Origin of the sequence: Gilliamella sp. wkB112 (assembly GCF_001690685.1) — a bacterium.
Classification (GTDB): domain Bacteria; phylum Pseudomonadota; class Gammaproteobacteria; order Enterobacterales; family Orbaceae; genus Gilliamella; species Gilliamella apicola_J.
Genome location: NZ_LZGL01000022.1, coordinates 1 through 6,834, shown reverse-complemented (window position 1 = coordinate 6,834; position 6,834 = coordinate 1). Strand labels below are relative to the sequence as shown.

Sequence of the window (6,834 nt, the reverse complement as noted above, 5' to 3'; positions counted from 1 at the left end):
ATTAATTTAGAGGATACAATGATGAAATTAGCATTATGTACAGATGTATTAGCCACTCTTCCATACCCTGAAATGTTGGATAAAGTAAAAGCATACGGCATTAACGCAGTTGAAATGACTGCTGGAGGTTGGGCTACTTGCCCACATGTTAAAACCGCTGAGTTATTAGCTGATGATAAAAAATTAGCTTCATTTAAAGCCGAATTAACTAAACGTGGAATGGAAATTGCTGCGCTTAACTGTTCCGGTAACCCTTTAGCTCCAGGTGAAATGGGAGAAAAACATACACATACAGCTTACCAAACCGTTGAGTTAGCCGGTAAATTAGGCGTAAAAAAAATAGTAATGATGAGTGGATTACCTGGGGGGGGGCCTGATGATAAAATCCCTAACTGGATCACTTCTACTATATCTTGGCCTGATTATATGCCAGGTGCTATTGACTATCAGTGGAATAAAGTTGCTATTCCATGGTGGAAGCAATTTGCAAAACATGCAAAAAAACATGGCGTAGAAAAAATTGCACTAGAAGAATTTCCATGTCAACTTGTTTATAATCCTTCGACATTGCTACGTTTACGTGATGCAGTAGGTGAGATTATTGGAATGAACCTGGACCCTTCTCACTTAATTGCAATGGGAGCAGATCCAATTGCCGGTGCTCGTAAATTAGAAGGTGCGGTTTACCATGTTCATGGTAAAGATGCTCGCATTGAACGAGGATTAGCCGATATAGATGGTCTAATGGAATATAAACCTGTTACAGACACCAAAAACAGAACTTGGAACTATGTTGCTGTTGGTTGTGGTAAAGATCTACAATGGTGGAAAGAGTTCTTTTCAGTATTGAGCATGACTGGTTATGATGGTTATGTTTCTTTAGAAATGGAAGATTTGACTATGAGTGTAGAAGCAGGTTTGCGTACATCTATTGATGCATTAGAAGCGACCCTTAGTAAATAAATGCTATGTAACAAATAACCACTTAAATTATAAAAACTTTTAAGTGGTTATTTCATTAAAAACTATTCTAAATATATAGATTAAAATAATTCAACAAGATATTATTCAATCATCAAGAATGATAGTTTTGTTTCAATATACGAAGAAAGTCTTGTTTACTTGTTAATATTGAAAGCACATTAGAGATAATCTCATCACTAAAAATTGTTACAATTTCTTTCAAAAGGTCAATATGCTCTTTTTCTTTAGCTATGACACCTATAGCGATGAACATAATATTTTTTCTATCCCAAATGACTCCATCAGGAAACTGAAAAATTTCTATTCCTGTTTTAACTATTATCTGTTTAGCTAACATGGGTAAATGAGGTAATGTTATACCATTCCCTAAAAAGGTCGAAACCTGCTTTTCCCGTTCAATTAAAAAAACTAAACAATCTTGGTTCACATAACCTTTAGATTGGAAAGCTTCATTTAACATAGATAACACTTGTTCTTTATTATTGGCATAACAACCTAAATGAAGGTTTTCCTCAGTTATAATTTCAATCATTTTTCCTCCATAATTCATTTATCAAAAATAGTTAAAGGAGTAACTACTATTTTTTTAATTCAATCTCAATTTCTTCTAAACTTTTACCTTTTGTTTCAGGTAAGAATTTAATAATCAAAACAATAAAGCAAATATTACAAACACCAAAAATTGTAAATGTTACACTACTACCTAAACAGTTTAGCAATATAGGAAAAAGTAGCGCTATCAAAAAATTAGTAACCCAACAAAATAGAACGGAAATGCCCATGCCAATTCCTCTCATAGCTAATGGAAAAATTTCTGATAGCATTAACCAAAATACAGGTCCTAAAAAACCTTGCATGAACATTAAAAAAGTCAGCATAAATAATAATACGATATAGCTGGCATACTCATGATGGGCAACAAGCAAATCATCATTACCTATTGTTTCAATACTAAATAAGGAGTTGAATGTAAGAGCAATGGCAAATAAAGAAAGTGTGCATCCAATTTGCCCTGTAATAAACATTCGTCTTCGATGAATTTTTGCAATAATTGATAATCCGATAATAGTTGCACAGACTGAAACTATACCGTTACCAATAGTAGCTACTAATGCAGCAGAATTACCTAATCCTGTTGTTTTAAGTACTGTAGGGGCATAATACATAATGGCATTAACTCCCGTACCTTGTGACGCAATTACAATCAAAATACCGAACATCAATAATTTTTTTGCCCATTTATGTTTCAAAATATCTAAAAAACTCATACTCCTAATAGATTGATTTTGTGAAATAATAACGATGCTTTCATATTCTTCCTCAATATCATCAATATTTTTATTACGATATTGTTCTAGCATTGTTTTAGCTTCTTTAAGTCGACCTTTTTTGGCAAACCATCTTGGTGACTCAGGACATTTTAAAATACCAAACCACAATAATATTGCAGGTAAAGCTGGAATAGCTAACATCCAACGCCAGTTATGTGATGATTCTGGGTATGCAATTGCAATTGCAGCATTAACCGAATATGCAAGTAGCTGTCCAGTAACAATCATTACTTCATTAACTGACGTTAAGGTTTCACGGTATCTTTTAGGTGTGATTTCACCAATATAAACAGGTACTATAACAGAGGCACCCCCAACGGCTAATCCCAAAAAAATACGGAAACTAACCATGGATGACACATCCCACGCTATGGCTGTTCCTATTGCTCCAATAGCAAACATGATAGCCACAAGTAACATGATTTTACGACGACCATAAGAGTCTGACAGAGAACCCCCAAAAACAGAGCCTATACAAGCCCCAATTAACAGTGATGAAGTTACCCAACCTTCAGTAACTGGTGTTAAATTAAGGTCTGCTCCCATAAAGAGTAATGCTCCAGAAATAACACCAGTATCATATCCGAAACATAATCCACCAATGGCTGTAATAAATGGCATAAGTTTAATACGTCTATCAATTTTATTTGTACTTATATCCATATAAACCTCTCTATAATAATTATACTTAACTGCTAGTTAAGTAATATTTTGTGATAGTTAGGAGGTATGTTTCCATTTGCCAATCGATAAGGAATCCTAATCATGAACATATAAGGATTATTAAAGAAAGGAAAGGCACGGCTAATGAAAAATAGATAGCATAGATTTGAATAAGCAACATCACTATAGCTTATTGTGAAAATTAGGATATTTGCTATTATTTGCATATTTCCTCCCAACAAATTACCAATGTCCTACAGTTGTTCAACTGTTGAACACCACTCGGTTATTTGTTGATGAGGTGCTATATAATAGCCGTATCATATTAGGTTATAAAATTAAACAAAAAAAGCTAAAAAGTAAGAAGTGAGACATTTGTCAGCTTATTTTACGGTTTTATGCTTATAAATATGATCTACTTCACATTATCGCCACATATTTTTATTGATATGTTAACAATATACTGAATCTGAGTAATTTATTACCCTCCCATAGAACTCAGAAAAACCTAATAATTATGATGTTATTCTAAACATTGAAGGTGATATACCCACTTTGCTACAGAAAATATTAATAAAGCTTCCAGAATTATCATAACCAATTTCATAAGCTATTTCGGCAATAGAGAGTCTTGTTGTTTTAAGTAAAATTTTAGCTTTATCTAAACGTGTACTAACTATATATTCTCGTGGAGAATAGCCTGTTTCAGCTTTAAAAAGATGCGAAAAATAATAACGACTTAGATTCACATGTTTGGAAAGTTCTTCTAATGTTATTTTTCTATTTGCATTACTTTTTATATAATTAATTGAACGCAGCACAGCACTACGATGTTGTTCTGAATCAGTTGGGGCAGAGCTCACCGCCATCAATAACTGATATATAATCAATGAAAAAGCTGGAGCACAGATTACATGATTTTTATTACATTTTTCAGCTACACTATATAAAATCTCGCCTATTTGTGTATTTGTTTTACTATTATGATAAAGATAACCATGCGTTTCTGTTATTTGTTGGCAAAGTTCATGCGAATTATTGCCATCAAAATGAATATATAAAAATTCTAAACCTTCTGAAGCATAGTAATAATGTGCTTTCTGACAATCAATAAAGATAACCTCTCCCGCATGAGCAGTTAATGTCAAACCTTCATACTCAAGATTAAATTTACCATTTATTACATATAAAATTAATAAATAAGGATAGCTTTTACGTTTCATGAAGTAATTTGCATTACAAAAATAGTGACCGCACCATACAGGATAATAATATAACCTTTTTGCTAACTCAGATGGTGTATATGAAAAACAATAAGAATTAGGTAAAACACCAGGATCAACACTTTGCATAAAATCACCTTTTAACTAAAACCATAAAAAATAAGATATAGTCACATCTAACTTCTTAGATGTTCATCTTGTATGTTGACGAAGTATGCAAATCTTGATTTTGTTTAAATTTAAATTAAATAAAAAAAAAATAAACCCTCTAACCATATAAAAAGACAATTATTGTGATTTAGTTAACAAAATTCATTTAATTACTCTTTTGTGACCTAAATAACAAAATAATAAAAAAAGCAAAAAACATGAATAACTCAGCAAAATACCTTATTTTTCGCCCATATAACCTCTTTTATTATGAATCTCGTTGATGAGGTTAAAAAATCTATTTTTATTTAAAATTAAACCAAAGAGGATGCTAACTATGATAATTGGTGAGAAAAAAATCGAACGGCCTTTACGTTGGGGAATTATTGGTGGTGGCCGTACCAGTAATGTAGGTTATAAACATCGTTTAGGTGCATTAAGAGATAATACAGCTTACAAGCTAACTGCGGCCGCTTTTGATATTGATGCTGAAAGAGGAAAAAATTTTGGTTTTCAATTAGGAATGGATCCTTCCCGTTGTTATCCTGATTACAAAACATTATTTTTAGAAGAAGCTAAACGCAGTGACGGTGTTGAAGTCGTTACTATAGCAACACCTAATGGTACACATTACGAAATTTGTAAAGCTGCATTAGAAGCAGGATTACACGTTATTTGTGAAAAACCTTTATTTTTCGAAGTTTCTCAAGGAGAAGAAATAATTCAATTAGCTAAAAAACAAGGGAAAATAGTCGGAGTTACTTATGGTTTTTCAGGTCACCCTTTGTTACTACAAATGCGTAAGATGGTGCAAAATGGTGACTTAGGTGAAATCAGAATGCTTGAACTACAATATACTCATGGTTTCAGCGCAACTGAAGAAGGAGATAAAAAAAGTGAAGGACAAAAATGGAGAGTCGATCCTAAAATTGCTGGTCCATCATTTGTACTAGGTGATTTATCCACACATACTTATTTTATGTCACGCTTAATTTGCCCTGATTTGAAAATAACGAAATTACTTTGTGATCGTCAAAGCTTTATTAAAAGCCGAGCGCCTCTTGAAGATAATGCCTATGTATTGATGCATTACAATAATGGGGCTGTTGGTCGGTTATGGTCTTCAGCTGTAAATGCCGGATGTATGGATGGTCATCGAATCCGAATCATCGGTTCAAAAGCAAGCATTGAGTGGCATGATAATCAGCCTAATGAATTATTGTATGAAATTCAAGGACAACCAGTACAAAAAATGATTCGTGCAATGCCATATTTATATGACGAATGTAATGAATATGAACGACTAGGTGCATTACATGCCGAAGGTTTACCTGAATCATGGTCCAACATTTATCTAAAATTTGCGATCGCTATTGATGCACAAAATCGTGGTGACCAAAAAACATTAGATAATTTAATTTATCCTGACTTAGTTTCTGGTGTTGAAGGTATTCGTTGGGTGCAAAACTGTGTAAGATCAGCAGATAAAGACAGTTCATGGGTAGATTTTAATTAATTAAATTAATTTAGAGGATACAATGATGAAATTAGCATTATGTACAGATGTATTAGCCACTCTTCCATACCCTGAAATGTTGGATAAAGTAAAAGCATACGGCATTAACGCAGTTGAAATGACTGCTGGAGGTTGGGCTACTTGCCCACATGTTAAAACCGCTGAGTTATTAGCTGATGATAAAAAATTAGCTTCATTTAAAGCCGAATTAACTAAACGTGGAATGGAAATTGCTGCGCTTAACTGTTCCGGTAACCCTTTAGCTCCAGGTGAAATGGGAGAAAAACATACACATACAGCTTACCAAACCGTTGAGTTAGCCGGTAAATTAGGCGTAAAAAAAATAGTAATGATGAGTGGATTACCTGGGGGGGGGCCTGATGATAAAATCCCTAACTGGATCACTTCTACTATATCTTGGCCTGATTATATGCCAGGTGCTATTGACTATCAGTGGAATAAAGTTGCTATTCCATGGTGGAAGCAATTTGCAAAACATGCAAAAAAACATGGCGTAGAAAAAATTGCACTAGAAGAATTTCCATGTCAACTTGTTTATAATCCTTCGACATTGCTACGTTTACGTGATGCAGTAGGTGAGATTATTGGAATGAACCTGGACCCTTCTCACTTAATTGCAATGGGAGCAGATCCAATTGCCGGTGCTCGTAAATTAGAAGGTGCGGTTTACCATGTTCATGGTAAAGATGCTCGCATTGAACGAGGATTAGCCGATATAGATGGTCTAATGGAATATAAACCTGTTACAGACACCAAAAACAGAACTTGGAACTATGTTGCTGTTGGTTGTGGTAAAGATCTACAATGGTGGAAAGAGTTCTTTTCAGTATTGAGCATGACTGGTTATGATGGTTATGTTTCTTTAGAAATGGAAGATTTGACTATGAGTGTAGAAGCAGGTTTGCGTACATCTATTGATGCATTAGAAGCGACCCTTAGTAAATAA

The 6,834-nt window shown here is 33.7% G+C and carries 6 protein-coding genes; 3 read left to right on the top strand and 3 right to left on the bottom strand.

Annotated features, from left to right (window positions below; all coding sequences use genetic code 11):
- The first annotated feature begins 21 nt into the window (after positions 1–21).
- Positions 22–963, top strand: coding sequence for a sugar phosphate isomerase/epimerase family protein (locus A9G12_RS11955; RefSeq protein ID WP_065564140.1), 942 nt, complete (start codon positions 22–24; stop codon positions 961–963).
- Positions 964–1,075: 112 nt separating this feature from the next.
- On the opposite strand, the gene A9G12_RS11950 is transcribed toward A9G12_RS11955, so the two are convergent.
- The 3 genes from A9G12_RS11950 to A9G12_RS11940 form a co-directional block, all read right to left on the bottom strand.
- Positions 1,076–1,516, bottom strand: a complete 441-nt coding sequence (locus tag A9G12_RS11950; RefSeq protein ID WP_065566059.1) for a PTS sugar transporter subunit IIA — start codon at positions 1,514–1,516, stop codon at positions 1,076–1,078.
- Between the two features lie 46 nt (positions 1,517–1,562).
- The gene (locus A9G12_RS11945; protein ID WP_065566058.1) at positions 1,563–2,978 is read right to left on the bottom strand and encodes a sugar porter family MFS transporter; all 1,416 of its coding nucleotides are present in this window, start codon (positions 2,976–2,978) and stop codon (positions 1,563–1,565) included.
- A 515-nt stretch (positions 2,979–3,493) separates the two neighbouring features.
- Positions 3,494–4,330 carry an AraC family transcriptional regulator gene (locus A9G12_RS11940; RefSeq protein ID WP_065566057.1) on the bottom strand — a complete coding sequence of 279 codons (837 nt, stop codon included), beginning with the start codon at positions 4,328–4,330 and terminating at the stop codon, positions 3,494–3,496.
- Between the two features lie 358 nt (positions 4,331–4,688).
- Here A9G12_RS11940 and A9G12_RS11935 point away from each other — a divergent pair, with 358 nt between their 5' ends.
- Positions 4,689–5,867, top strand: coding sequence for a Gfo/Idh/MocA family protein (locus A9G12_RS11935; RefSeq protein WP_065566056.1), 1,179 nt, complete (start codon positions 4,689–4,691; stop codon positions 5,865–5,867).
- Positions 5,868–5,892: 25 nt separating this feature from the next.
- A complete protein-coding gene (locus A9G12_RS11930; RefSeq protein WP_065564140.1) occupies positions 5,893–6,834 on the top strand; it encodes a sugar phosphate isomerase/epimerase family protein in 942 nt (313 codons plus the stop codon).

Excerpts from the sequence above, each read along its gene's own strand:
- A9G12_RS11955 (WP_065564140.1), top strand. The coding sequence starts at position 22 with ATGAAATTAGCATTATGTACAGATGTATTAGCCACTCTTCCATACCCT.
- A9G12_RS11950 (WP_065566059.1), bottom strand. The coding sequence starts at position 1,516 with ATGATTGAAATTATAACTGAGGAAAACCTTCATTTAGGTTGTTATGCC.
- A9G12_RS11945 (WP_065566058.1), bottom strand. The coding sequence starts at position 2,978 with ATGGATATAAGTACAAATAAAATTGATAGACGTATTAAACTTATGCCA.
- A9G12_RS11940 (WP_065566057.1), bottom strand. The coding sequence starts at position 4,330 with ATGCAAAGTGTTGATCCTGGTGTTTTACCTAATTCTTATTGTTTTTCA.
- A9G12_RS11935 (WP_065566056.1), top strand. The coding sequence starts at position 4,689 with ATGATAATTGGTGAGAAAAAAATCGAACGGCCTTTACGTTGGGGAATT.
- A9G12_RS11930 (WP_065564140.1), top strand. The coding sequence starts at position 5,893 with ATGAAATTAGCATTATGTACAGATGTATTAGCCACTCTTCCATACCCT.